Source organism: Hymenobacter guriensis, from assembly GCF_015773195.1.
Lineage (GTDB): Bacteria > Bacteroidota > Bacteroidia > Cytophagales > Hymenobacteraceae > Hymenobacter > Hymenobacter guriensis.
The window spans coordinates 397,014-422,239 of record NZ_JADWYK010000003.1 but is presented as its reverse complement, the minus strand read 5'-3'; the positions used below and the strand labels follow the sequence as shown (position 1 = coordinate 422,239).

Below are 25,226 nucleotides of genomic sequence, written 5' to 3'. Positions count from 1 at the left end.
GCTCAGCTTCCCAAGCTGAGGGTCGCGAGTTCGAGCCTCGTTTCCCGCTCATTGTAAATCAGCCTCCGGCTCCTGTGAGTCGGGGGCTGATTTCGTTTTGGGCTGGAATAAGCAGCTTGGACACCGCCTACAGCGTCTTCGTGAAGCCCACTTTGATTTTAAGCTGGAAGTCGCTGATGACTTTGAAGATTTCCTTGAGCGTGACCTGCTCTACCTGGGTGAGTACGCTGGGGTCGAGGTAGTTGGTGGGCGCAGTGCGGTCATCCATGAGTTGCTTTGCCTGCTTTTTCAGGCGCATGGCCATCAGGTAGTAGTAAGCCTGCAGCAACTCCTGGTATTCCTTTTCGCTGAACACGCCCTGCTGGCGCAGCAGGGTGAGCCGCTCCCCGGTGTTGGTGCCGGCCACCTGGTGACGCAGGGCGTACACCCGCACCAGATCCACGATGGGCGTCATCGTCTTCTTGAGGTCGAACACCTGCTGGGTGCCCTGGGCGAAGGTGCGGAAGTTGCGGAAGAAGGTGAGCGGGGGCTCGTACTGTAGGGCATTCTTGGCCATGAAGTAGAAGAACCGGTCCTGGGGACCGCGCAGCTCCGCGTGCAGAAACGCCTGCAATTCCTGCATAATGGCCTCCTCGCCGTAGAGGTAGCGGCAGTCGAAGAAGGTGGAGAACTGCATCACCGTCTCGGGGTTCGACTCGGTCATCCACTGCTGGTAGTTGCGCTTCCAGTGCGAGAGGGAGTGCGTCCACTTGGGGTTTTTGGCCATGAAGCCGCCCGTGCAGAAGTGCAGCCCGATGTGGTTGAGTTGGTCGGAAACGGCGGTGGCAAAGCGCAGAAAGTAGGCGCGCACCAGCTCCCGCTGCTCGTTGGCCTTGTCTTCGTAAATGATGGCGTTGTCCTGATCCGTGAGCAGGGTTTGCTCCTTGCGGCCCTCACTGCCCAGCACCATAAACACGAACTTGGCCGGGGCGGGGCCGTGCTCGGCCAGCACGCCCTCAATCACCTTCACGGCAATGGTATCGGCCACGGTGGTGATGACCTGGTTCACGATTTCCGCCTTCACGCCCCGGCTCAGCAGCTGGTTAACGATGTCGGGCACCATTTCCCAGCGGCGCTTCAGCTCCCGGTTGCTCTCGGCCAGCTTCACGGCCTGAATAAACATGAACGGCGACTGGGCTAGATCCGATAGCAGCTTATTGCGGCTCAGGAAACCCAGTACTTCCTCGCCCCGCTGCACCAGCAGGTAACGGGTTTTGGTCTGGAACATCAGCAGGATGGCCTCATACACGTAGGCCTCGGCGCGGATAGACACCAGCGGCGTCGCCATAATATCGGCTACGGGCTGACTGGCCGGCAGCTGGCGGGCCACCACCTGGTCGCGCAGGGTCATGTCGGTCACGTAGCCCTGCACGGTGCCGGTGGCGTCCGTCACGAACAGGCAGCTCACGCGGCCAGCCTTCATGCGCCGGGCGGCCTCGAAGATGGGCGTATCGGCGGAGCAGGCCACAATGGCGCGGGTTTCCAGCGTTTCGATGCGGCGGGAAAACAGCTGATCGGCGGCAATGAAGTTCTCCTCCGGGGCGGGCGCGGGCTTCACGAAGTGGGCGTACTCGTCGTTGAGCATCCGCTCCCCGTAGCGCGCCGTGAAGAAGTGAAAGAACTCCTGGTACGCCAGGCACAGCCCCCGGAAGTCGCGGCGGGGCAAGGCCAGCACCCGGGTGCCCTTGCGCGCCACCACCGTGCGGATGGAGCGTTTCTTATTGAGTAGGATGGACATGCCCCCGTAGCAGGTGCCCGCCCCGTAGACTTCGGGCAGGCGGTGGTTCAACTCACTGTCGTAGAAAAACGTGTCGTAGGCACCCTCCACAATGATATCCAGCCCCCGCAGCTTCGACACATCCTGCTGATAGATGAGGGCTTCCTTGGTATGCGTTACTTCCTGTAACAGGTCCACTACCCCACTCAGCACGTCCTCGGGCAGCAGGCTGAACGGCGCCACGGTTTTCAGAAAGGCAAGGCGGTTTTCCATACAAGGGGTTTTGCTTCGGGGAAGGGGTGTTTCGTCTTACGTCGGGGGTGTTTCGTGGCCGGGCGGTAGTGTTTTGTGTCCGGGCGGAGGTGTTGCGCTTACCGTCGGTGGTGTTTTACCTTAAAGCGGAGGTGTTTTGCGTTCGGGTGGTAGTGTTTTCGATTAGGGCGGTAGTGTTTTGTGTTTGGGAGGTTGTGTTTTGCCTTGGGGCGGAGGTGTTTTGTATCTGGGCGGGGGTATTTTGGGTTTGGTCGGAAGCCCGAGGTAGAGACGCGACACTTCGCGTCTCGTCGTTGAACGACAGCACCCGCGCCGTTTCAACGATTGTCGTTCAACGAGGAGACGCGAAGTGTCGCGTCTCTACACGGGTTTCGACCAAATCCCCCTGCCCCTACGCAAACCAGAACGCGGCTTGCTGCAGAAAGCGGCGTAGCCAGGGCGTGGGGGTTTCGGGGATTTCCAGGCGAGGAGCCCGCGCTACCATGTCGTCGGTGAGCAGGCCGCGCTGGCGCAGGGCGAAAAAGCAGCGGGCCGTGGCGTCGGCATCTACCCAGGCATCGTGGGCACTTTCCAGGGGCTCCCCGAACAGGCGGCGGTACAGGTCGCCGAGGCGGCGGTTGGCCAGCGCGGTAGCCTCCGGGTTGTCGTTGGCGGCCAGCTGCATGGTGCAGAACGTGGGCAGCTCCCGCAGCGGGTTGGGCAGGCCCGCCCGGTGGAATTCAACGCCCAGCATATGAAAATCGAGCCGGATGTAGTGGCCCACCACCAGCGGCTGGTAGGTACGCAGGTCGCGTAGCAGCTCTTCTAGCACCGGGCGCGGCTCGCGCCCCTGCGCCGCCAGAAACGCCGGGCTCAGCCCATGAATAGCCTCCGAAGATGCCTGCATACTGCCCGCCGGAATCTGCAGGTAGTAATTAGCCGATTTCACCAGCTCCCCGCCCCGCGTGTACACCGCCCAGGCCACCTGGGCCACGTGCGGCCAGTTGCGCTGGGCGGCGTAGGGCCGCGTCCAGCGGCGCGGCAGCCCCGTGGTTTCGGTATCAACAAACAGGAGATAGTCTCGCACGGCGCAGGCTCCGGAGTTGAGTTACTTGGCGCCGTGCAACGACGATTCGCGCACGAACAATTCCGGCTGCAGCACCACCTGCCGCTGGGTGTAGGCCCCGCCGGCCGAGTCAATCAACTCCAGAAACAGTCGCACGGTGGCCTGGCCCATTTCCTCGCAGCGCTGATCTACGGAGGTAAGCATGGGCTCGGTAATGGACGTGAAGGCCTCGTTGCTGAAGCCGGCCAGGGCAATATCCTGGGGCACGCGTAACCCCTGGCGCTTTACTTCCTGCAAGGCCCCGAGCACTGAGGAGTCACCGGCCGAGAAGACGGCATCGGGCGGGTTGGGCAAGGCCAGCAGGCGGCGCATGGCCTCGGCGCCTTCCTCCATGGTCATATCCGAGTACACAATCAGCTCCTCATCCTGGGGCAGACCGGCATCGTGCAGGGCATCGAGGTAGCCTTGCCGACGATTGCGGTAGATGTTGAGGTGCTGCAGACCGGCGAAGTGGGCAATGCGCCGGCAGCCCTGGTCGATGAGGTGCTTGGTGGATTGGTAGCCGCCTTTCCAGTCGTTCAGCACCACGGAGTTCACCGCGTCGCTGTCCATAGTACGGTCGAAAAACACCAGCGGAATGCCTCGCTTGCGCACTTTCTCGAAGTGGCGGAAGTCGTTGGTGGTGCGGGCTACCGACACCAGAATACCGGCTACCTGGGCGCTGAGCAGGGTTTCGATGTTCTTCCGCTCGTGGGCCGCGTCCTCATTCGACTGGCAGATGATGACGCTGAAGCCGGCTTTGCTGGCCGCGCTTTCGATGCCGTGCACCACCGACGGAAAAAACCGTCCTTCTATATAAGGCACTATCACGCCTAGCAGCTTGCTTTTGCCTTTGCGCAGGGCTGCGGCTAGGTGGTTGGGCTGGTAGTTGAGCTTTTTGGCCAGCTTCTGCACCTTTTGCTTGGTGGCCGGCCCAATGCTGTGGTGGTCGGACAGCGCGCGTGAAATCGTGGTCATGGATACGCCCAGCTCCCGAGCCAGGTCGGCCATGGAAACGGGGGTAGTCGGCGGCTGGGGTTGCTCCTGTTTAGCGCGTTGGGCCATAGAACAAGGGGTGCGGGCGGTAAGGCAGAAGTGAAAAGAACCCTCGGAGAGGGAACGTCAGCGCGGCCGATAATCGGCCGCCGGCAAGGTAAAGAAGCAATGCAGACACCAAATGATACCCGGCAAAGATACATTTCCCGGCAACGTGTGTGCTGATACATCCAACAAGGACATTACCAGAAAAAATTAAGGCTGCTCGTACTTGGTGTGGTGAATTTAGGTAACTAGCAAGACTTACACAATCGTTTATGTAATTCTCGCACTTTTTCATGCAAAAACTCCTGCTTTCCCTCCTGCTGCTTTTGAGCAGCGCCGTCGCGTGGGCCCAGGCCCCGCCCCGTATTCCGGCCCACGACCCGGTGATGATTCGGCAAGACACCCGCTACTACCTGTTCTGCACCGGCCGGGGCATTGCGGTGTGGTCGTCTAGCGATATGAAAAGCTGGCAGCCCGAGCCGGCGGTGTTTGCCGAGGCGCCCGCCTGGGCCACAGCGGCCGTGCCCGGCTTCCGCGGCAACCACATCTGGGCGCCCGATATCTCCTTCCACAACGGCCAGTACAGCCTGTTTTACTCGATTTCGGCCTTTGGCAAAAACACCTCCTGCATCGGGCTGGCTACCAATACCACCCTCAACCCCAAGGACCCCAAGTACAAGTGGGTGGACCACGGGCGCGTGCTACAGTCGGTGCCGGGGCGGGATATGTGGAACGCCATCGACCCCAACCTGATTCGCGACGCGGCCGGTACGCCCTGGCTTACGTTTGGCTCGTTCTGGAACGGCATCAAGCTGGTAAAGCTCCGCCCCGACCTAAAGGCTCCCGCGCAGCCCGAGCAGTGGCAGACGCTGGCCAGCCGCCCCCGCTCCGCCCAGCTCGCCGACTCTCTGCCCGGCGACGGCGCCATTGAAGCCCCGTTCATTTTCCAGAAAAACGGCTTTTACTACCTGTTTACCTCGTTCGACTACTGCTGCCGCGGCGTGGAGAGTACCTACAAAATCATGGTGGGCCGCTCCAAATCCCTGACCGGTCCCTACCTCGACCGCGCCAACGTGCCCCTCACCCAGGGCGGCGGCACCCTGGTGCTGGCCGGCGACAACAACTGGTTTGGCCTGGGCCACAACGCCGTCGTAACCTTCGATAAGACCGATTACTTGTTGTTTCACGCCTACGATGCCGCCGACCAGGGCCACCCCAAGTTGCGCGTGGAAAAGCTGGGTTGGGACACCGCCGGCTGGCCTGTGGTGAAACCGTAAAAGGATGCTTTTGCTGATTTATATACACAATCGATTGTGTATAGAAGTAAAATTCTTACTTTGCTGACCCGTGTGCTGCTTCCCAGCCATTCGGCTTCCTCCTGTACCCGTCAACTATTGATCTGCCCTATGGCCGCTCCCACTCTCTCGCTCGACGAGCTTAGCGTCACCACCCTCCGTTTGCTGTCCGTGGATGCGGTGCAGCAGGCCAACTCTGGCCACCCCGGCCTGCCGCTGGGCGCGGCGCCCATGGCCTACGTGTTGTTTTCGCGCTTTCTGCGCTTCAACCCCCAGGACCCGAAATGGCCCAACCGGGACCGGTTCGTGCTGTCGGCGGGGCACGGCTCGGCTTTGCTCTACAGCCTGCTGCACTTATATGGCTACGATCTGAGCCTCGACGACGTGAAGGCCTTCCGACAGCTGCACTCGCGCACGCCCGGCCACCCAGAGTCGAACATGACGCCGGGCGTGGAAGTAACCACGGGTCCGCTGGGGCAGGGTTTTGGGAACGGTGTGGGCATGGCTATGGCTGAGGCGTTTCTGGGCGCTACCTACAACAAGCCCGGGCACGAAGTCGTGAACCATTACACCTACGCCATTGTAAGCGACGGGGACCTGATGGAGGGCATTGCGGCCGAAGCAGCTTCGCTGGCCGGCCACCTCAAGCTGGGCAAGCTCATCTACCTCTACGACGACAACGACATCTGCCTCGATGGACCTACTAATCTTTCCTACACCGAGGACGCCCTGGCCCGCTTCGAGGCCTATGGCTGGCATACGTCCCGCGTGGCCGATGGCAACGACCTCGACGCCATTGAGGAAGCCATTCGGGCCGCTCAGCAGGAAACCGAGCGGCCCTCGCTGATTTCCATCAAAACCATCATCGGCTACGGCAGCCCCGGCGAAGGGACCAGCAAAGTACACGGCAGCCCGCTGGGGCCCGACAACCTACGCAAAGCCAAGGAGTTTTTCGGCTGGGACCCGGCGCAGTCGTTCGTGGTACCTGAGGACGTGCGCCGGCACATGCTAGAGCCCGGCCAGCGCGGCGCCGAGCTGCAGCAAGCCTGGAATGCGTCGTTCGCTAATTACCAGCAGGAATTTGCGGCTGAAGCGGCGCAGTTTCAGACCTCGTTTGCGGGTGAGCTGCCGGCGGGCTGGGATGCGGAGCTGCCGATTTTCACGGCGGCCGATGGAGCCCTGGCTACGCGTCAGGCTTCGGGCAAAGCCCTGAACGCGCTGAAAAAGACGGTTCCTTACCTGTTTGGCGGCTCGGCTGATTTGGCCAGTTCCAACGAAATGCCCACCAGCAGCGACATCAGCTTCCAGCCCGGCCAGTACCACTACAACAACGTGTGGTTTGGAGTGCGCGAGCACGCCATGGGCGCGGCCCTGAACGGCCTGTCGCACCACGGCGGGCTGCGCGTGTACGGCGGCACCTTCCTCTCCTTCTCCGACTACATGCGCGGCGCCATCCGTCTCACGGCCCTGGCCGAGTCGGCCGTGACGTTCGTGTTTACTCACGACAGCATTGGGCTGGGCGAGGATGGGCCCACGCACCAGCCAGTAGAGCACGTGGCGGCTTTGCGCACCATTCCCAACATCATCTTGCTGCGCCCCGGCGACGCCAACGAAACCGTGGAAGCCTGGCGCGTGGCCATGACCAAGCCTAAGTCGCCGGTGGTGCTGATTTTATCGCGCCAGAAGCTGCCCGTGCTCGACCAGAACCAGTTCGGCTCGGCGCGTGAAGGCGTGGCGAAGGGCGCCTACATTCTGAAAGAAGCCGAATCGGGTCAGCCGGAGCTGATTTTGCTGGCCACGGGTTCGGAAGTTTCGTTGGCCCTGGAAGCGCAGAAAGCCCTGGAAGCAGAAGGCCACGCCACCCGCGTGGTAAGCATGCCCAGTTGGGAGCTGTTTGAGCAGCAAGACAAAGCCTACCAGCGCCAAGTGCTACCGCCCTCGGTGCGCAAGCGGGTTTCCATCGAAGCCGGTTCGCCCATGGGCTGGCACAAGTACGTCACCGACGAAGGCACCGTCATCGGCATCAACCGCTTCGGCGAGTCGGGGCCGGGCGAGGTGTTGATGGAGCTGTTTGGCTTTTCGGTGGAGAACGTGGTAGCCAAAGCCAAAGGCCTGCTGCAAGACGAGCCCGCCGAAACTGAGCCGAAGGAAGTGCTTTCCTAAGCTGTATAAAAGTCAAGGGTTCTGGACGAATTAAACCCATCATGCGAAGTATGAACGCCATGTAGAGCGCAGCGAAGCATCTCGTATGCAGTCGTAAGCAGATTACGTTGGCAACATCAGCACGCGAGATGCTTCGCTGCGCTCTGCATGACGGGCTATTAGTCATTCCACAAAACTTAACCCGCCTTCCTCGTACCCTCCTACCGCTTCACCGACAATTCTCATGAATCCATTAGTAGCCATTAAACAACACGGCCAGAGCATTTGGTTGGATTACATCCGGCGCAACATTTTAGTGAACGGGGAGCTTTCACGCCTGCTCGCCGAGGACGGCCTGCGCGGGGTCACGTCGAACCCGGCCATCTTCGAGAAGGCCATCGGCGGCAGCGCTGACTACGAGGCCAGCATCCAGGCCCTGGCCCGGCAAGGCCTTTCCGCCGAGCAGATCTACGAGCAGCTAGCCATCGAGGACGTGCAGCACGCCTGCGACCTGCTGCGTCCGCTCTATGATGCCCCCGACAGCGGCGGTGACGGCTACGTGAGCCTGGAAGTCTCCCCCACCCTGATTCACGACACCCAGGGCACGGTTGCCGAAGGCCTGCGCTTCTGGCACGCCGTGAACCGGCCCAACGTGATGATCAAGGTCCCCGCCACGCGCGAAGGCCTGCCGGCCATCCGCCAGCTTATTGCCCACGGGGTGAACGTGAACGTGACCTTGATCTTCGGTTTGAACCGCTACAAAGCCGTGGCCGAGGCCTACCTGCAAGGCCTGGAGGACCGCGCTGCCGCCGGCTTGCCCCTGTCGCGCATCGACTCGGTGGCCAGCTTCTTTCTCTCGCGCATTGACGTGCTGCTGGACCCGCAGCTCGAGCAGCTGGCCCAGCAGGGCGGGGAGAAAGCAGCGCTGGCCCAGTCGCTGGTGGGCGAGGTAGCCTTGGCCAGCGCTAAGCAAGCGTATCAGCTCTACAAGGGCATCTTCAGTGGAGCGCGCTGGCAGGCGCTGCAGGCGAAGGGCGCGGCCGTGCAGCGGCTCTTGTGGGCCAGTACGGGCAACAAGAACCCCAAATACGACAACCTGAAGTACGTCGAGCAGCTGATCGGGCCCGAGACGGTCAACACGATTCCCGTCGAGACGTTGGACCTCTACCGCACAGGCGGGCAGCCGCAAAGCCGCCTGGAAGAGGGCACTGAGCAGGCGACCCAGGTGCTGGCCCGCTTGCCCGAGCTGGGCATCGCCTTGGAGCAGGTGAGCCAGCAGCTCGAGGACGAGGGCGCCCATAAATTCAATGAACCCTTTGCCAAGCTGATCAGCACCTTAGAGACGCAGCGCCAAGCGGCCCTGCAATCGGCCACGGCCGAGCCAACCGTTTAGTCCGGTTTTATCACCCAACTGCTTGCTTCTGCCTCCCACCCTATCTATGATGAAGTACCTGATGTCTACCAATATGCTGCGGCAGCCCCTGCGCCTCGGGCTCTTGGGGCTGCTCGGCCTCACGCTGCCTAGCTGCGCGGCCGTGGCCCAAACCAGCCCGGCTACGACTGCTTCTGCCAGCGGCAGCAACCCCATCATCAAGCAGAAATACACCGCCGACCCCGCCGCGCTGGTGCACAACGGTACAGTGTACCTCTACGCCGGCCACGACGAGGCCCCTGCACCCCAGCAAGCCTACGTGATGCATGAGTGGCTGGTGTTTTCTTCAAAGGATATGGTGAGCTGGCAGGAGCATCCCTCACCGCTGAACGTGAAGGCCTTTGCCTGGGCGCGGGATGATGCCTGGGCCTCGCAGGTGGTGGAGCGGGATGGCAAGTTCTATTGGTACGCGGCGGTGGAGCATGGCTCCATTCCTGGCAAAGCCATTGGCGTGGCCGTGGCCGATAACCCGCTCGGGCCGTTCAAAGACGCCCGCGGCTCGGCCCTGATTACGAACAACATGACCACGGACGTGAAGATCGGGTGGGACGATATTGACCCGACGGTGTTCATCGAGAAAAACGGGCAGGCCTACCTGTACTGGGGCAACAGCCAGTGCTACTACGCCAAATTGAAAGCCAACATGACGGAGTTGGACGGCCCGATTCAGAAAGTGACGCTGCCGAACTTCACCGAGGCCCCTTGGGTGCACAAACGCGGCGACTGGTACTATCTCTCCTACGCTTCGGGCTTTCCCGAGAAGATTGTATACGCTATGAGTCGCAGCATCGAAGGTCCGTGGGAATACAAGGGCATCCTGAATGAGCTGGCTGGCAACTCCAACACCAACCACCAGGCCATCATCGACTTCAAAGGCAAGTCCTACTTCATCTATCATAACGGCGGCATCAACACCGACGGCGGCTCCTTCCGCCGCTCCGTGTGCATCGACGACCTGTATTACAACAAGGATGGCACGATGAAGCGGGTGGTCATGACCTCAGAAGGCGTGAAACCGGTTAAGTAATCGTCTCCGCTTTATAGAAAAAGCCCGCTGGAAGCATTTCCAGCGGGCTTTTTCGTCTTTCAGCTTAAAAAAACATCATGCTGAGCGGAGTCGGAGCCTCTCTAGCTCTAGCTACTGATTAGTAATCCAACGCAGCAGCAGAGAGGCTTCGACTCCGCTCAGCATGACATTTACTGTCACAAATCAGTATGCGACAATTACTTGTCGCGGACCATGCGGCAGCCGTAGACGCCGCCGGCGGTTTTGCCGGGGTGGGCCTGCAGCTTCACCAACACACTGTTTTTGCCCTTGGTGAGGGCGGCTGGCAATACATAGGCTTCCTCAAAGTATTGGCCAGGCTTATTGTTTTCGAGCACCTGCGTGGCCACTTTCTGGCCGTCTACCAGCACGTCGAAGGCGCGGTTGTAGGCGTCGCTGCCCCAGTATCTGATAAGGAGCTGGTGAGTGGACTTGGGGTCGGTTTTCAGGCGAAAGGCGAAGAAACCGCCGTCGGTAGCGTGGCGCCACTTGTTGCCGTTGGCGTCACCGGCCACGGAGTTCTGGCTGGTAAGCTCATGGTCGCGCTCCGGCTGCATTTCCCCAATGCGCAGCTCGTCGGTGGTGCGAGCGGTCAATTCCCGCTGGCGCAGCCGCTCGGCCTCAAACTCAGCCTGTCGGGTGGCCCACTGGGCGGGTGTGAACTGGTCCCAGTATACGTTGTAGTGCTCGTCATAAACCTGATAGAACGGCACCAGCCGCACGGGCTGCGACTGGCTGAGCTGGCTTACCTCAAACGCTACCGCTTGCTGGTCAACCGGCTGCACAAAGCTGCTGATTTCGGGTTGGGTCGTGACGAGCACTGGGGCACCTTTCTGTGCATCAGGTGCCTGCTTTCCGAGCTGACCAGCCAGCAGCCAGGGGCCGTAGAGCATAGCCAAGCGCTGCTGATTGTCGGGCAGGGCTTCGGTGTAGAGGCTCTTGGGCAGCACAAGTTCAACCCGGTCGCCGGAGCGCCATTTGCGGGTTAGCACTACGTAGCCATCCGAGCCGGCTTTGGCCTCTACTGCTTTGCCATTGAGGCGCAGCTTCAGGCCGCCCGTAGCCCAGCCGGGCTGGCGCAACTTCAGAGGGAACTTGGTGGCTTTGCGGGCCTGCACCGTCAGGCGCACAGTGTCGGCAGCGGGAAAGCGCGCATCCTGCTTTATGACCACGCTTTTCTCGCGCCACTGTAGCTCCGAGGGTACATAGAGGTTCACGTACAGGCTTTCATCCTGGCCCCGGAAGTAGATACCCTCCCCGTACTTCACGTGGTTTTCCATGCCCGTGCCGGTGCAGCACCAGAACGACTCGGTGGGCGTGTTGTAGGCTTTTTTGCCCCCGGCCACCAGCGGCACGAAGTAGCACATCATGCCCGTTTCCTGGTTTTGGGAAGCCAGAATATGGTTGTAGAGCCCCCGCTCGTAGTAGTCGGCGAGGGCCGCGGTGGGCTGCCAGGCAAACAGGTGCCGGGTCAGCTTGAGCATGTTGTAGGTATTGCAGGTTTCGGTGGTTTCCATGTTCAGCCGGTCCGCGAGCTTGTCGGGCGCGCCCAGGTGCTCATGGTCGCTGTTCCCGCCGTTGGCGTAGGAACGATGCCGGACAATAGCATCCCAGAAGAACTCTGACGTCGTTTTCTCGGCAGCATTACCCGTCAGCTCGTACTGCTGGGCCGCCCCCAGGATCTTCGGAATCTGGGTGTTGGCGTGCTTGCCGGTCAGCTCGTCGCGGCGTTGAGCGAGGGGGCTGAGGATGGCCTGGTGATTGAAGCGGTAGGAAAGCGTGAGGTACTTTTTGTCGGCGGTGAGGGCGTACACGCTAGCCAGCGCGTCGTTCATGCCCCCGTGCTCACAGGCCAGCATCTGCTGCATCTGGGCTTCGGAGAGGTTCTGCGTCACGTCGCCCACCCAGTCGGCCAGCTTCACGGCCACGGTTTTGGCCTGCTCGTTGTCGGTGTACAGGTACGCATCCACCAAGCCGGCCAGCACCTTGTGCACTGTGTACCAAGGCACCCAACCGCCATTCAGATCGAAGCCGCTGGAGCGAATGTCGCCTCGCTTGATTTCGGCAAACAGCTGGTCTTCCTTCGGGATGCCACCTACGTAGCCGGTCTGGCGCTTGCTCTGGCACAAAGCCAGCTCCTGCACCATGTAGTCGACGCGCTGCTTGAACCGGGTGTCACCCGTGGAGGCATACGCCAGCGCACAGGCAGCCAAGTAGTGTCCCAGCGAGTGGCCCGAAATGCCCTGACTTTCCCAGCCTCCGTACTCCTTGCCCTTGGCCGGCAGCCCGGCATTCTGGCGGAAGCGGGCCAGCAGCCGGTCGGGCTCCAGGTCCAGCAGATAGCGCACGTCGCGCTCCTGCGCCGCCTTAAACGGACTATCGAGCAAACGCACATCGCGCAGCGGAAACGCGTAGGCCTGCACCGGCACCACCGGCTCTACCTTGATTTTGGGATTGCGCCACTCCGGCGCGTACGACTGCGCCGCCACCGGACCAGCCGCCAGCAACAGCGCGGCGCTGGTCAGTAGCCAAGTGGAAACAGGTTTGTTTTTCATAGGAAATAAAAGACGTGTTTTGCAGCTATGGTTAGGTCATGCTGTTTTTTCTCTTTCTGGCTTTTCACCTGCCCACGACTGAACAACAGCGGCCAGTTACTCCGCCGGAGCCACACCTGCCTTGGTCATGATGACTTTTTGGATGGTGCCGTCAGTGTTATAGTACAGGTAATCCACGCATACGGAGCGGCGAAACGAGCCACCGGCGGGGCCGTTGGCGCCGTTGTGGTACACGAAGTAAGACTTGCCCTTGAAGTCGATGATGGCCTGGTGGTTGGTGTTGCTGTTCTCGGCCAGCTCATTCAGAATGCCCTTGTATTCCCACGGCCCCTCGGGGCTGCGGCCCATAGCGTAGGCCAGCTTCTCCGGGAATTCGGTGGCGTAGGACAAGTAGTACCAGTCACCGCGCTTATGTACCCAGGGCGCCTCGGTGTAGCTAGGAAGCACAATGGTGTTGATGGGCCCGTCCAGCTCCGTCATGTTGGCTTTGAGCTTGGCGTAGTAGCAGGCCGTATTTCCCCAGTACAGATAAGCTTGACCCGCGTCGTCGATAATAACCGTGGGGTCAATATCATCGAAGAAGCTGTTCACCTTCGTGGTCATATCGTTCGTAACCAGGGCCGAGCCGCGGGCGTCTTTAAAAGGACCAAGCGGGTTATCGGCCACGGCCACGCCTATGGCCTTGCCGGGCACGGTGCGGTGGTCCACGGTGGCGTACCAGTAAAACTTCCCGTTGCGCTCCACCACTTGCGAGGCCCAGGCATCGGCGCGGGCCCAGGTAAAGTCCGTCACGCGCAGGGGCACGGGGTGCTCAGTCCAGGTTACCATGTCTGGGGAAGAGTAGCACAGCCACTCCTTCATCTGGTAGCCTTCCTGCGGAAACGGAGTTTCGTCGTGGCCGGCGTAGATATAGACCTTGCCATCGTGTACCAGCGCGGCCGGGTCGGCTGTGTATTTGTCCCGGATGATGGGGTTGCGATTGGCATCGGGTGTAACAACCGGTGGCACGAAGGGCGCAGGCTTCTCCTTCTGGCAAGCTGACAGCAGGCCCAGAACGGCAACCACCGGCAGGCACATGTATTTTTTCATTGGAAAGGAATTATCCGTTTTTGATATAAGCACACCTACTTATCAGCTTGGGCGCGTAATCAGCCTAGTTGTTCTTTATTGCTGAAATCCGGTAAAGCCCCGCGCCATGGCGGCGGATGTAGGGCGCGAACTCGCCGGTAACCTGGCCCAGATTTTTCCCTGTCCACAGGTCGCGTACGGTGCAGGCGCCTTTCAGTCCCAGACTCTGCAGCGCCACGGCCACACGGCTAGAGTCGGCGGGCATGGGCCGGTAGGGGTTTTTCGTGAACACCAGAAAGTTGAGCGTGCCGCCCGTATTCTGGGCTGCCCCGGCCTGGTCAAGGCCTACTTCACCGGCGAGGTGCGTGAAGCCGGCGGGCAGCTCGTAGGTAATCATGGAGTTGGCGTGCGTGCCGATGCCGCTGGCGTAAGCCTTCCCTCCTACCACTAGTCCGCCACCCGACACACTTTTGTTGGCCACAACCTGCCCCCAGCCGGCGGTGGCTTTTTGCCAGGGCAGGGAGGAGAGCAGCACGGTTTTCTGCCCATCTGAAAGTGTTATGTTCAGCCAGTCGGCATGGTCCCAGGCAATGTCGTCGCCCCCGTCGCGCACGTTCAGGTATAGCTGGCGCGCCCCGCCGATATTGGCTTTGAGCTCTTCGCGGTGGCCGGGCGTCTGGCGCGTAATCGGGCCGCTGGCCCACACGGCCTCGGTTTCGGGCAGCAGCTCCTGGTCCTGGGCATTGAAGACGGCCAGGAACTTGTCGCCGGTTTTGGGGTCGTCGGCGGCCCAGGCAATCAGGTCGTTCCGGCGAAACAGCTGGCGGTTACGGGTGCTGCTGCGGTTTACGGCCAGCACGTCGGAGTTGGTAAGCAGGCTCAGGGTGAAGGCGTCGTTGCTGGGCAGGTCGCCACCGAACATGAGTGGGGAGCGGAAAATGCTCCACAGGGTCATCAGGGTGTACTGCTCGTCGCGGGTGAAGCGCGTCATCCTGTCTTCGCCACGCTCGGCCCGGATACCCAGGCGGCCCAGCGGCAGCATATCGGCATCGGGGAAAGCGCCGGGCCCGATGTAGGGCGCCCAGCGGTTGCATACCTCGAAGTGCTCCTTTAGCTGCTCCCAGGAGTCCCAGAAGTCGCCCACAGTGCGCCACATGTTGGCGTGGGCAGCCACGTGACGGGCCTCCGCAATGGGCGTTTCCCCCGGCGAAGTACTCAGCACAATCTTCCGGCCCGACTTATCAATGGCCCGCCGAATCATCTCCACCTCCGCCTTGTGGTAGGGCAACGACAAGTCGTCTACCTTCACAAAATCGACGCCCCAGCCGGCATAGAGCTTGAACAGGGAGTTGTAGTACTCCTGGGCTCCTGGGCGGCCGGCCACCACCGTGTACATGTCGCGGAGCCAGCCCGCCTGCCCTTCTTTGGAGTAGATATCGGCGGCCGTGGCTTTGCTGCCGAGAATGGGCAGCTTGCGCTGCACTGCTACCACCGGCACTCCGCGCATAATATGAATCCCGAACTTGAGGCCCTTGGCGTGCAGGTAATCGGCCAGAGGCTTGAAGCCTTTACCGCCGGCTGCCGACGGGAAGCGGTTAGGCGCGGGCACGAAGCGCCCGTACTGATCGATGTTCCAGGCGGGGTCTTTCTCGTTGTAGCCGTGGGCCGTGTCGTTGCCCACGTACCAGCGGATATCTACTACTACATACTCCCAGCCGCTGCTTTTCAGGTTGCGGGCCATATAGTCGGCATTGGCCTTCACCTCGGCTTCCGTTACGGTGGGGCCGTAGCAGTCCCAGCTATTCCAGCCCATGGGCGGCGTGGCGGCCCACTGGTGAAAATCGGGCGTGGCGCGTTGAGCCACAGCGGGCAGTGCGCCGGTGGTCAGCAGCACGCCGGCCGCCAAGGCCAGCAGTTTCCGAAAATTGGGCATAAGGAGCTGAGTTGATATCTGGCCGGAAAAGCCGAGGCGTTGTGTAGTTGAGTGTGTAGTTAAGAAAGCCAAGACCCCACTCATTCGCAGCTAGTCCACGCTCCTTTTACCCACCTCTGGTCCCGCAATAAGCTCAGGTAAGCAAAGCTGATAATTTTTCTGGTGCAACGCAATCGATTGTGCAGATTTTATGATTACTTTAGTCCCGCGTTCCTCGCTCAAGAACCAGGCAGGAGCGCTTGCGGCCGAAAACCTTCGGCTTTTCGATTTTACACGAGGCGCAGTACGTTGCCCTCCCTGCTGCGCGTTTCACTTTGCTGCCAATCACTATTCTATCCGTAATGCCCCATATAAACACAATCGTTTGTGACAGTAAACCCAGTATGAACTTGCTTAACCCCCTCTCCTCCTTCAGGAACAACGGCCTTTTCCTTAACCCTTCTTCACTTCTCAATTCAAATCCCATGAAAAAATCAGTACTCTTCGGTTCATTGGCTACGGTATGCCTGCTGGGCATAAGCCAACTGGCAATGGCTCAGGCCCAAACGCTGGTAGACGGCGGCACCTACAAAATCACGCACTACGGCAAAGTGGATCCGACCACGAAAACCCCGCTGTGTCTGGACGTAGACTTCGACTCCAAGGAAGCCGGGGCTAGCGTTGGTCAATATCTCGACAACGGCATTGATGCCCAGCGGTTCGTGCTGGAAGCCCAGACCGACGGCTCCTATAAAATACGGCACACCGGCTCCACCATGTATCTGCAGCCCGTAGCCCTGAACACGGCGGCCGGCACGCAGATTGAGCAGAACGTAACCTCCGACAGTGACGCCCAGCGCTGGCTGATTACCAACACCGGCAACGACCTTTTCGAGTTGATGCTGAAAGCCACCAAGGACGCTGCCAAGCCGCAGGTGCTGGAGGTAGGCTTTGCCAGCGACATTCCCGGGGCCCGCGTGAACCTGTGGGATGACACTGACTTTGCCGAAGCCCAGCGCTGGCAGCTCACGCTCATTTCGAGCCCCACGGCCAACCGGAAAACCAACCCCGCCGAGCTGAATGCCGAGGTGTACCCCAACCCGCTCAGCCGCAACCAGGCGCTGTCGGTAAAAGTAACTACCGTCCGTAGCGGTGCCGCTGAGGTAGAGCTGCTGGATGTACTGGGCCACAAAGTGCTCAGCCAGCGTACCGCTCTGCGAGCTGGCACCAACGCCGTCAGTCTGAGCCGCCAGTCGCTGGCCGCCGGTATCTACATCCTGCGCGTGAGCCAAGGCAACTACGTCCAGCAAACCCGCATTGTGCAGCAGTAACTGCTGCGTGGCCGCGGACTAAAATAGGTAAAAATGAAAGAGCCGGTTCTTGCGAACCGGCTCTTTTTGTTGGTAGTCGTACCTACGTCTTGGCTGATATAGAGACGCATACTTGAGTCTCGTCGTTGAACGACAGTCAGCCTTATGTGGCAACGACTGAGACGCGTGTATGCGTCTCTACAACGACAATTGCTCTTAGTTAAGCGTCAATAAGTATCAACCAGCGGCAGACCGGTGGCTAAGTGCACATACTTACCCGGAAAAATAAAAGAGTGAGAAACTGCCCGCATACAGCCTGCAAAACCAGCCCCTTACCTCTGGTATTGCCGCCTAACGAACAGCCCTCACTCTTTCTCCACCAGTACGTATTGGCTACCCGCAGGTAGCGCCTATTCACTATTTACTTCTTGCCTGCCACCCGCAACACCGTGAAAGAGTTAGGCGCCAGTGTGTACTCCAGCGTAGCCGATGACACCTTGAACTGCAACTCCTTAGGAGCCACGTTCAGCGGCTGCTCCAGCGTGTTCTGGGCCTGCAGGTCGGGGCTGGCCAGTACGGTGGCCTTGCCGGTTTTGCCCAGCTTTTTGGCTCCGGCCAGGTTTACTTTCACCGCGCGGGCTTCCGGCGAGTAGTTTACCAGCTTCACCACCACTTCGCCAGTACCATTATCGGCCACAGCACTCACGAACAGGTTGTCCTGCCCGTTTTTAGCATTGCCAGGCAGTTGCACGGGCAGAATGGTAGTGCCTTTGTTCAGGGCGTACAGCTTCTGCACGTAGTAGTTGGTGGTGCCGTAGGAGTTCAGGTTGTCGAACCAGATCATGTTGGGCGTCCACTGCCAGGCGTCTACATGGGCCAGCATAGGTGCGTAAGAAGCCATGCCCACCACGTCGGCGTTGCGCTCCAAGCCCGTCATAAAGGCGGCTTCCGACAGGGCGCAGTCCCAGTTGTTCTTGTTGTCGGGCGAGCCGATGGCCACGCTTTGGGCGGCGTACTCGCCGGCAAAAATCTTGGGGCCTTTGCGGGAGTACTTGTCGTAGCGGTCGGCGTGCTCCCGGAACCACTCGGGCTTGGCGTAGTAGTGCTCATCCACGTACTCGGCGTTCAGCTCGCCCAGCCGCTTGCTGGCTTTCTCGAACAACTCCCCATCGGGGCTGGGACCGGCGCTACTCACGATCTGGATATTGGGGTACTTGGCCTTCACGGCCTTGGCAAACGGCTCGTAGCGCTCCAGGTACTGGGGGCCCCACTGCTCGTTGCCGATGCCAATCATCTTGAGGTTGAACGGAGCCGGATGGCCCATAGCTACGCGCTTGGCGCCCCAGGGGCTGGTGGCGGGCCCGTTGGCAAACTCAATCAGGTCGATGGCGTCCTGAATGAACGTATCCAGGGTCGGGTCGCCGGTGTTGGGGTCGTTGCCGGCATTGGGGCCGCCGGCGGTGCTGCTCATCGGGGCCAGCTCAGCCGAGTTGAACTGGCAGGCCATACCCACGTTCAGAATGGGCAGAGGCTCGGCGCCAATGTCTTCGGAAAGCTGGAAATACTCGAAGAAGCCCAGGCCGAAGGATTGGTAGTAGTCGGGCGTGGAGCGGTGCTTGAACTCCATGTTCCAGCGGTTGATGAGCGGCTCCCGGGAAGCCACGTCGCCGATGGTTTTCTTCCACTGATACCGCTCGGCCAGGGTGCGGCCTTCCACAATGCAGCCGCCTGGAAAGCGCAGGAAGCCGGGCTGCATGTCTTTCAGCAGCTGCACCAGGTCGGTACGCAGGCCGTTGGGGCGGTTGTTCCAAGTGTCTTTCGGAAACAGAGAAACCACGTCCACGTCCACGGCGCCGGCCCCATCCAGCGTAATCTTCAGGTGGGCTTTGGCGTCGGTGGCGGAGGGCTTGATGGGCAAGGAATACTTCTTCCACTCACTCGTCAGGCCCGAAACCTGGGCCTGGGCCAGAGGCTGGCCTTTCTCACTTTCCAGCGTCACCGTCAGGCTGTTCACGCTGCCGGGGCCTTTGCGGGCGTAGAGCGAGAACGTGTACTCAGCGTTCTGCTTCACGCCCATGCCGCGGAAGCCTTCGTTCACCATGCCCGCATCGGGGCCGGCCACGCGGGCATTCAGTCGCACGAAGTGGCGGTTGGTGGCGCTAATAGGCTGCTGGGAAAGCACGGCATAGGTTTCGAGGCCGGCGCCCCCGCGCAGGGCCTTCCACCCTACCAGGTGCTCATCGGTTTCAAACGACTTGTTTTTGACGAGCTCGGGGTACAGCCCACCGTCGGCGGCGAAGTTGATGTCCTCGAAAAACAGACCATACATGTTTTTCGACACGGCCCCGCCGGGTTTGTTTACCTGCACCGTGATGGTGGCGGGAGCAGCGGATTGGGCGGCGGCGGGCAGCCAGCTCAGCCCCGTGAGGCCAGCGGCCAGCAAGCGTACGCGAAAGGTGGGAAGTGGAAGCATTAGAAGAAGGAGTTACCAGAATTTGACGTAGAGCGCCGTGAGCAGCAGCATCGTGATGACGATGAGCGTCATCGTCTGCCGGCTCACGCGGAACATACCGGGGTTGAGGTCAATGGCCTTGGCATTGATAGCCGGGCCAGCGAGGCTGGTGCCAATCATCAGCACCATAGTGATGGCGAAGGATAGGCCCATGCAGATGAGGAAGGGAATTTCAAACTCGCCCTTGCCATTGGGAAAGGCCGTGTAGAGCAGGGTTTCGCGGCCCAGCACCGCGGGAGCATATTCGTTGAAGAACACCGACAGCACGAAGCCGGCCAGGATGCCCACGATGCCGGCCGTAGCCGTGGTGCGCTTCCAGAACATGCCCAGCAGGAACACCGCCAGGATACCGGGCGAAATGAAGCCCGTGTACTTCTGAATGAATTGGAACCCGCCTTCGCCGCCGATGCCCAGCAAGTCCTTCCAGGTGAAGGCCACGCTCAGAACTACCGCCGCCAGAATGGTGAGTCGGCCCACCCACACCTGCTTTTTCTCCGAAGCCTCGGGGGCCAGGTAGCGTTTATAGATGTCGAGGGTGAAGATGGTGGAAATGGAGTTCACCTTACCGGCCAGCGAGGCCACAATGGCCGCCGTCAGCGCCGCCATCGACAAGCCTTTCAGGCCGTTTGGCAGGAAGGAGAGAATAGCGGAGTAGGCGTTGTCGGAGTTGAAGGAGCCAGTGCTGGCCATTTCGGCCTGTAGGCTACCATTCTTGTAGAGCACGTAGGCGGCAATGCCGGGCAGCATCACAATCACGGGCATCATCAGCTTGAGAATACCGGCGAATAGGATGCCGGTGCGGGCCGTGTGTAGGTCGGCGCCCAGAGCGCGCTGGGTAATGTATTGGTTGCAGCCCCAGTAGTTGAGGTTCACAATCCACTGGCCGGCCAGGTACATGGCAATGCCGGGCAGGGCCAGGTACTTATCTACCTCCGGCTGCGGGGTAGCATCCGTAGGCTTGGGGAAAATCATGTGAAAGTGGTCGGGGGCCTTGTCCATGAGGGCCGTGAAGCCCGAGAAAGCGCCGCCGCCGAGGCCGAACTTGGTGCTCACCAAACTCAGGGCAATGTAAGTGGTGACGAGGCCGCCCACAACCAGTACCACTACCTGCACCACGTCGGTGTAGCCTACCACCTTCATGCCGCCAATGGAAATAAGCAGGGAGAAAATGGCCAGCAGGATGATAATGGTGTGGAAACTGTCGCCGCCGATGAGGTTGCTGAGCGCCAGTGCACCCAGGTACAGGATGGACGTGAGGTTGACGAGCACGTAGAGGAACAGCCAGAAAATGCTCATAATCAAGCTGAGCGTGGAGTTGTAGCGCTGCTCCAGAAACTGCGGCATCGTGAAGATCTTATTCTTCAGGTACACCGGCATAAAGAACACGGCCACAATGATGAGCACCACCGCCGCTACCCACTCGTAGGCCGCTACTGCTACCCCTACTTTGAAGCCGGAGCCCGACATGCCGATAAACTGCTCGGCCGATATGTTGGAGGCAATCATGGAAGCCCCAATGGCCCACCACGTCAGCGAGCCTTCGGCCAGGAAGTAGTCTTTGGTGCTTTGCTCGGCCTTCTGCTTGCTCTTGTAGATGTAGAACCCGTAGGCCGAAACCCCGATCAGGTACACGAAGAAGACGAGCAGGTCTAGCGTCGTAAGGTTATTGCTCATGAGGAGAGTTGAAAAAAGGTAGAGGTTGAGAGCCGGAAGATAGGCCGCACACGTTTGCTGCGGGCTATGCTGCCGCCAGTAATTGCGAGGCCGGCACGCAGCCCGGCCCCGCAATTACCGCTGCTGCCTCTACCGCTGGCTGAAGGCCACGTCGTTGTAGCGCAGCTCGTTTTTGAAGGTGCGCAGCTTGGTTTCGTCGTCGATGATGACGTACTCGATGCCGGCCATTTCGGCGAAGTCTTCGAGGTACTCGGCCGTCAGGTTCTGGCTGTAGCCGGTGTGGTGGGCGCCTCCGGCCAGAATCCAGGCGGCCGCGCCGGTGCTCAGGTCGGGCTTCACTTTCCAGAGCACGCGGGCAACGGGCAGTTTGGGCAAGTCCTGTTCGGGCGCTACGGCTTCTACCTCATTCACCACCAACCGGAAGCGGTGGCCCAGATCCACAATCGTGGCATTGAGCGCCGGGCCGGCGGGGCAGTTGAACACCAGACGGGCCGGGTCGGCCTTGCCGCCGATGCCTAGTGGGTGTACTTCTACCTTGACTTTGCCTTCGGCGATGCTGGGGCAGATTTCGAGCATGTGGGAGCCTAGCACCAGTTCGTTGCCGGGCTGGAAATGGTAGGTGTAATCTTCCATAAAGGAGTTGCCGCCGGGCAGGCCCGCGCCCATCACCTTCATGGCGCGCACCAGGGCTGAGGTCTTCCAGTCGCCTTCCCCGCCGAAGCCGTAGCCCTCCGCCATCAGGCGCTGGGTGGCAATACCGGGCAGCTGGGCCATGCCGTGTAGGTCTTCGAAAGTATCGGTGAAGCCAATGGCCTTAGTGTCCTGTAGGAACTTGCGCATGCCCACTTCAATGCGGGCTGCCTCGCGCAGACTTTCGCGCTGGGCTCCGCCGGCCTTTAGGGAGTCACCCAGCTCGTATTCCTGCTCGTAGGTAGCCAGCAGGTCGTTCACCTGTTCGTCGGTGGCGGCGTTAATCACCGCTACCAGGTCGCCGATGCCGTAGGTGTTTACTGAGTAGCCAAACTTCAGCTCGGCTTCTACTTTGTCGCCCTCGGTCACGGCCACGTAGCGCATGTTGTCGCCGAAGCGCACGATGCGGGCGCCCTGCCAGTCGGCCCAGGCGCAGGCGGCGCGGGCCCAGATGCTGAGGCGCTCCTGCACGTCGGCACTCTGCCAGTGACCTACCACTACTTTGCGCTTCACCTTCAGGCGCGCCCCAATAAAGCCAAACTCCCGGTCGCCGTGCGCCGATTGGTTGGTGTTCATGAAGTCCATGTCGATGTCCTGCCACGGAATGTCACGGTTGAACTGGGTGTGCAGGTGCGCCAGCGGCTTCTGCAGAATCTTCAGGCCGTTGATCCACATTTTGGCCGGCGAGAAGGTGTGCATCCAGGCAATCAGGCCCACGCAGTTGGAAGTCGTATTGGCTTCCTGCACCAGCTTGGTAATGCCGTCCGGGCCAGTCAGCACCGGCTTATACACAATCTTGATGGGGAGGGCTGAGCCCAGGGCTTCGGCAATCTGCTGGGAATGCTGCGCCACCTGCTCCAGGGTTTCGGGGCCGTAAAGGTGCTGGCTGCCGGTGATAAACCAGGCTTCGTAGTGGGAAAGGTCAATCATGGTCGGGATGAAGTATCGTGGGAATGGTTGGTCCCGCTAAGCGAAGCAGGACCTGTTCATTGAGCGTCTAGCGCTGGCCGTAGTAGGAGTTGGCGCCGTGCTTGCGCTCGTAGTGCTTTTGGATGAGGGCTTGCTTGAGGCGGGGCACATCGGGGCGGAGGGTGCAACTGAGGTAGGCCATGCGGGCTACTTCTTCCAGCACGGCGCTGTTGTACACCGCTTTTTCCACCGTTTTGCCCCAGGTAAAGGGCGCGTGGTTGCTGAGCAGTACCATCTCCACTTCCTTGGGCGAAAGGCCGCGCTTTTCAAACTCGTTGATGATCTGCCAGCCGGTCTGGTGCTCGTAGTTGCCGGCAATCATGGCATCCTCCATGGGCGGGGCGCAGGGCACATCGGCCGTAAGGTGGTCGGCGTGGGTGGTACCCAGGATGGGAATATCCAGCTGAGCCTGGGCCCAGGCCGTGGCGTAAGTGGAGTGCGTGTGCACGATGCCCCCGATTTCGGGCCAGTGCCGGAACAGCACCGCGTGGGTTTTGGTATCCGACGAGGGCCGGCCGCTGCCTTCCACCGTGTTGGCGTCGAAGTCCACAATCACGATGTCCTCGGGCCGCAGCGTGTCGTAGGGCACGCCGCTGGGCTTGATGGCAAACACGCCCTTGTCGCGGTCTACCACGCTGGCGTTGCCGAAGGTGAACAGCACCAGCCCGAGCTTGGGCAGCTGCATGTTGGCTTCGTAGCACGCCTGTTTCAGGTCCTGGTACTGGCTCATGCGGTTTGCTCGGCTAAAGAAGGTTCAACCACGGAGGCTTCGCGCTTGGTCTGACTTTCCACGAACTGGCCCAGGGCCTGGTACTGCTCGTAGCGGGCCTGGTAGTCAGCTACGCGGGCGGGGTTGGGCTCGTAGGTTTCGGCAAAGCCGCTGCCCATAGCTTTCTGCGCTGTCAGCACATCGGCGTGGATGCCGGCGGCCACGGCCGCGTACATGGCCGAGCCCAGGGCCGGCGCCTGCTCCGACTTGGCAATTTTGATGGGGCGGTTGAGCACGTCGGCCAGGGTCTGCATCACAAACTGTGACTTCTTAGCCACGCCCCCGATGCCGATAACCTGCTTGATGGGAATGCCCTCCTGCTCGAAGCGCTCCACAATCATCTTGGAGCCGTAGCAAATGGCCTCTACCAGCGCCCGGAAAATCTGCGGGGCCGAAGAGCCCATGGTCAGGTTCATCAAAGCGCCTTTCAGGGCCTGGTTGGCGTCGGGCGTGCGGCGGCCATTCACCCAGTCCAGCGCCAGTACCTGCGACTCCGCGGGGTCTACCGCGGCGGCGGCCTTGGTCAGCTCTACCAGCAGCTTGTCGCTCAGCTCTTCGCGCAGGGCTTCCTGCTGTTCTTGGGTTAGCACATCCGACTGCGGCAGTAAGGCCTGCAGGGGCCATTCCACCAGCTGTCGGAACCAGGCCAGCAAATCACCGAATGCCGACTGGCCGGCTTCCAGCCCCAGCATGCCGGGAATCACGGAGCCATCTACTTGCCCGCAGATGCCCTGCACCAGCTTGCTGCCAACTTCGGCAGTTGGAGCCACTACGATGTCGCAGGTGCTGGTGCCCATCACCTTTACCATGGAGTAGGCTTCAATTTCGCCCGCCACCGCACCGGCGTGGGCATCGAAGGAGCCTACGGCTACTACGGTGTTGGTTGTCAGGCCCAAGCGGGCCGCCCACTCCTCGGAAAGATGACCGGCAATTTCGTCGGCCGTATAGGTTTCTTCGAACAATCGATTGCGCAATTCCCCCAAAGAAGGTTCGAGGTGATTCAGAAACTGAGCTGAGGGCAGGCCGCCCCAGCTCTCGTGCCACATGGCTTTGTGGCCGGCCGCACAGCGGCTTCGCTTGAACGTAGCCAGGTCCTGGCCGGTAAGCAAGAGCGTTACCCAGTCGCAGTGCTCCATCCAGGAGTACGCGGCCTGGGCTACGACAGCGTCTTCGCGCGTCACGTGCATGATCTTGGCCCAGAACCACTCCGAAGAGTAAATACCGCCCTCGAACTTGGTGTAGTCCTCGCCGCCCCAGCTACGGGCTTTGTGGTTGATTTCGGCGGCTTCGTCCAGGGCCGTGTGGTCTTTCCAGAGCACGAACATGGCATTGGGGTTGTCCTCGAACCCAGGCTTGAGTGCTAGGGAAACACCGTGCTCATCCACTGCGCCGGGCGTAGAGCCAGTGGTATCCACGGCTATGCCCACAATCTGCTCTGCGGGCACGTGCTGGGCTACGCGGCGGATGCTGGCTTCCAGCCCTTCGATGTAGTCAAGGGGGTGCTGGCGGAACTGGTTGCGGGCGGGGTTGCAGTACTGTAGCTTTTTCCAGCGCGCGTAGTAGTGCACGGCCTGCGCCACTTCGGCGCCAGTGCGGGCATTGACCAGCAGCGCCCGCACAGAATCAGTGCCATAGTCGACGCCAATTACGTAGGCGTCGGCGCCCGAAGTACCTGTTGGAGAATTTTGCACGGCTTGAA

General features: G+C 60.6%; 16 protein-coding genes. 5 read left to right on the top strand and 11 right to left on the bottom strand.

Annotated features, from left to right (window positions below):
* Window positions 1–127 precede the first annotated feature (127 nt).
* The 3 genes from I5L79_RS07750 to I5L79_RS07740 all read right to left on the bottom strand — a co-directional run bounded on the left by I5L79_RS07750 (window position 128) and on the right by I5L79_RS07740 (window position 4,178).
* The gene (locus I5L79_RS07750) at window positions 128–2,029 is read right to left on the bottom strand and encodes a DUF294 nucleotidyltransferase-like domain-containing protein (RefSeq protein ID WP_196954447.1); all 1,902 of its coding nucleotides are present in this window, start codon (window positions 2,027–2,029) and stop codon (window positions 128–130) included.
* A 391-nt stretch (window positions 2,030–2,420) separates the two neighbouring features.
* Window positions 2,421–3,095: a 3'-5' exonuclease gene (locus I5L79_RS07745; protein ID WP_196954446.1), complete on the bottom strand. Its 675-nt coding sequence runs from the start codon at window positions 3,093–3,095 to the stop codon at window positions 2,421–2,423.
* Between the two features lie 21 nt (window positions 3,096–3,116).
* Window positions 3,117–4,178, bottom strand: coding sequence for a LacI family DNA-binding transcriptional regulator (locus tag I5L79_RS07740; protein WP_196954445.1), 1,062 nt, complete (start codon window positions 4,176–4,178; stop codon window positions 3,117–3,119).
* A 269-nt stretch (window positions 4,179–4,447) separates the two neighbouring features.
* Between I5L79_RS07740 and I5L79_RS07735 the strand changes: the two genes are divergently transcribed.
* The 4 genes from I5L79_RS07735 to I5L79_RS07720 all read left to right on the top strand — a co-directional run bounded on the left by I5L79_RS07735 (window position 4,448) and on the right by I5L79_RS07720 (window position 10,050).
* A complete protein-coding gene (locus I5L79_RS07735) occupies window positions 4,448–5,431 on the top strand; it encodes an arabinan endo-1,5-alpha-L-arabinosidase (RefSeq protein ID WP_196954444.1) in 984 nt (327 codons plus the stop codon).
* 129 nt (window positions 5,432–5,560) lie between these two features.
* Window positions 5,561–7,612, top strand: coding sequence for a transketolase (gene tkt, locus I5L79_RS07730; protein ID WP_196954443.1), 2,052 nt, complete (start codon window positions 5,561–5,563; stop codon window positions 7,610–7,612).
* Window positions 7,613–7,835: 223 nt separating this feature from the next.
* Window positions 7,836–8,984 carry a transaldolase gene (tal, locus tag I5L79_RS07725; protein ID WP_196954442.1) on the top strand — a complete coding sequence of 383 codons (1,149 nt, stop codon included), beginning with the start codon at window positions 7,836–7,838 and terminating at the stop codon, window positions 8,982–8,984.
* 46 nt (window positions 8,985–9,030) lie between these two features.
* Window positions 9,031–10,050, top strand: coding sequence for a glycoside hydrolase family 43 protein (locus tag I5L79_RS07720; protein ID WP_231402907.1), 1,020 nt, complete (start codon window positions 9,031–9,033; stop codon window positions 10,048–10,050).
* 197 nt (window positions 10,051–10,247) lie between these two features.
* On the opposite strand, the gene I5L79_RS07715 is transcribed toward I5L79_RS07720, so the two are convergent.
* The 3 genes from I5L79_RS07715 to I5L79_RS07705 form a co-directional block, all read right to left on the bottom strand.
* On the bottom strand, window positions 10,248–12,623 hold the full coding sequence (locus I5L79_RS07715) for a glycoside hydrolase family 127 protein (RefSeq protein WP_196954441.1): 2,376 nt from the start codon (window positions 12,621–12,623) through the stop codon (window positions 10,248–10,250).
* Between the two features lie 96 nt (window positions 12,624–12,719).
* Window positions 12,720–13,712, bottom strand: coding sequence for a glycoside hydrolase family 43 protein (locus I5L79_RS07710; RefSeq protein WP_231402905.1), 993 nt, complete (start codon window positions 13,710–13,712; stop codon window positions 12,720–12,722).
* A 64-nt stretch (window positions 13,713–13,776) separates the two neighbouring features.
* Complete coding sequence (locus I5L79_RS07705) at window positions 13,777–15,624, bottom strand: NPCBM/NEW2 domain-containing protein (RefSeq protein ID WP_196954440.1); 1,848 nt, start codon at window positions 15,622–15,624, stop codon at window positions 13,777–13,779.
* A gap of 464 nt (window positions 15,625–16,088) precedes the next feature.
* Here I5L79_RS07705 and I5L79_RS07700 point away from each other — a divergent pair, with 464 nt between their 5' ends.
* Window positions 16,089–16,934 (top strand): RICIN domain-containing protein, encoded by an 846-nt coding sequence (locus I5L79_RS07700; protein WP_196954439.1) that lies wholly within the window; start codon window positions 16,089–16,091, stop codon window positions 16,932–16,934.
* 400 nt (window positions 16,935–17,334) lie between these two features.
* On the opposite strand, the gene I5L79_RS07695 is transcribed toward I5L79_RS07700, so the two are convergent.
* The 5 genes from I5L79_RS07695 to I5L79_RS07675 form a co-directional block, all read right to left on the bottom strand.
* Complete coding sequence (locus I5L79_RS07695) at window positions 17,335–19,386, bottom strand: alpha-L-arabinofuranosidase C-terminal domain-containing protein (RefSeq protein WP_196954438.1); 2,052 nt, start codon at window positions 19,384–19,386, stop codon at window positions 17,335–17,337.
* Window positions 19,387–19,398: 12 nt separating this feature from the next.
* Window positions 19,399–21,099, bottom strand: a complete 1,701-nt coding sequence (locus I5L79_RS07690; RefSeq protein ID WP_196954437.1) for a sodium:solute symporter family transporter — start codon at window positions 21,097–21,099, stop codon at window positions 19,399–19,401.
* A 129-nt stretch (window positions 21,100–21,228) separates the two neighbouring features.
* Window positions 21,229–22,719 (bottom strand): L-arabinose isomerase, encoded by a 1,491-nt coding sequence (araA, locus tag I5L79_RS07685; protein ID WP_196954436.1) that lies wholly within the window; start codon window positions 22,717–22,719, stop codon window positions 21,229–21,231.
* Between the two features lie 67 nt (window positions 22,720–22,786).
* A complete protein-coding gene (locus I5L79_RS07680; protein ID WP_196954435.1) occupies window positions 22,787–23,488 on the bottom strand; it encodes an L-ribulose-5-phosphate 4-epimerase in 702 nt (233 codons plus the stop codon).
* Window positions 23,485–25,218, bottom strand: coding sequence for a ribulokinase (locus I5L79_RS07675; protein WP_196954434.1), 1,734 nt, complete (start codon window positions 25,216–25,218; stop codon window positions 23,485–23,487). Before I5L79_RS07675 ends, I5L79_RS07680 begins: the two co-directional genes overlap by 4 nt.
* Window positions 25,219–25,226: the final 8 nt, after the last annotated feature.

Coding starts and splice junctions, on each gene's coding strand:
- I5L79_RS07720 (WP_231402907.1), top strand. CDS start 9,031: ATGATGAAGTACCTGATGTCTACCAATATGCTGCGGCAGCCCCTGCGC.
- I5L79_RS07735 (WP_196954444.1), top strand. CDS start 4,448: ATGCAAAAACTCCTGCTTTCCCTCCTGCTGCTTTTGAGCAGCGCCGTC.
- I5L79_RS07750 (WP_196954447.1), bottom strand. CDS start 2,029: ATGGAAAACCGCCTTGCCTTTCTGAAAACCGTGGCGCCGTTCAGCCTG.
- araA (WP_196954436.1), bottom strand. CDS start 22,719: ATGATTGACCTTTCCCACTACGAAGCCTGGTTTATCACCGGCAGCCAG.
- I5L79_RS07740 (WP_196954445.1), bottom strand. CDS start 4,178: ATGGCCCAACGCGCTAAACAGGAGCAACCCCAGCCGCCGACTACCCCC.
- I5L79_RS07705 (WP_196954440.1), bottom strand. CDS start 15,624: ATGCCCAATTTTCGGAAACTGCTGGCCTTGGCGGCCGGCGTGCTGCTG.
- tkt (WP_196954443.1), top strand. CDS start 5,561: ATGGCCGCTCCCACTCTCTCGCTCGACGAGCTTAGCGTCACCACCCTC.
- I5L79_RS07700 (WP_196954439.1), top strand. CDS start 16,089: ATGAAAAAATCAGTACTCTTCGGTTCATTGGCTACGGTATGCCTGCTG.
- tal (WP_196954442.1), top strand. CDS start 7,836: ATGAATCCATTAGTAGCCATTAAACAACACGGCCAGAGCATTTGGTTG.
- I5L79_RS07715 (WP_196954441.1), bottom strand. CDS start 12,623: ATGAAAAACAAACCTGTTTCCACTTGGCTACTGACCAGCGCCGCGCTG.
- I5L79_RS07690 (WP_196954437.1), bottom strand. CDS start 21,099: ATGAGCAATAACCTTACGACGCTAGACCTGCTCGTCTTCTTCGTGTAC.
- I5L79_RS07680 (WP_196954435.1), bottom strand. CDS start 23,488: ATGAGCCAGTACCAGGACCTGAAACAGGCGTGCTACGAAGCCAACATG.
- I5L79_RS07695 (WP_196954438.1), bottom strand. CDS start 19,386: ATGCTTCCACTTCCCACCTTTCGCGTACGCTTGCTGGCCGCTGGCCTC.
- I5L79_RS07710 (WP_231402905.1), bottom strand. CDS start 13,712: ATGAAAAAATACATGTGCCTGCCGGTGGTTGCCGTTCTGGGCCTGCTG.